The 495-nt window shown below is 67.3% G+C and carries 1 protein-coding gene; it reads right to left on the bottom strand.

Annotated features, from left to right (window positions below; translation table 11 throughout):
- Positions 1-448 (bottom strand): hypothetical protein (locus tag AOK08_RS46530; protein ID WP_198539291.1); only part of this gene is annotated, 448 nt, incomplete at its 3' end.
- Positions 449-495 lie beyond the last annotated feature (47 nt).

Raw genomic sequence — 495 nt, 5'->3', positions numbered from 1 at the left:
CCACGCCCTCGATCGGCAGCGTCCCGGTCGACCAGGGGTCGAACTGCACCTGCGAGAGATCCTCGACACCGTGCCGTTTCAGTGCCTCCACCGCGGCCGGGTCGCCCTTGATGATCTCGTCGAGCGCCATCAACTCCTCGATCATGATGGGCGGTTGCATACCGGGAAGGTGTTCCCAGGAGACCAGGCTGTCGTCGGTGAGATCGACCCGCGCCTCGAACATGGCGCCGGCCTCGGGGTCGTAGACGACGAGGAAGGCCACCCGGGGGATCGGGCGCTCGGGGTCGAACTCCCGCACCAGCTCCTTTTCCGGCAGGCCCAGGCGTATCAGCGGGAACTTGATCGATTTCCGCTGCGCCTGACCGGCACGCACCACGCCGACGGCCTGCTCCATCTCCTTGGCGCTGAGCGGATCGTACGGGTGCGGTACGGCGGTGGTCACTGCCATTCCTCCTGTGGGGGGCGACGGAAGGTCGGTGGGAGAGAGGGGTGGAC

The sequence above is a fragment of the Streptomyces graminilatus genome (genome assembly GCF_001418565.1).
Lineage (GTDB): Bacteria > Actinomycetota > Actinomycetes > Streptomycetales > Streptomycetaceae > Streptomyces > Streptomyces graminilatus.
The sequence above is the reverse complement of the archived record's forward strand: the minus strand, read 5'-3'. Positions and strand labels throughout refer to the sequence as shown.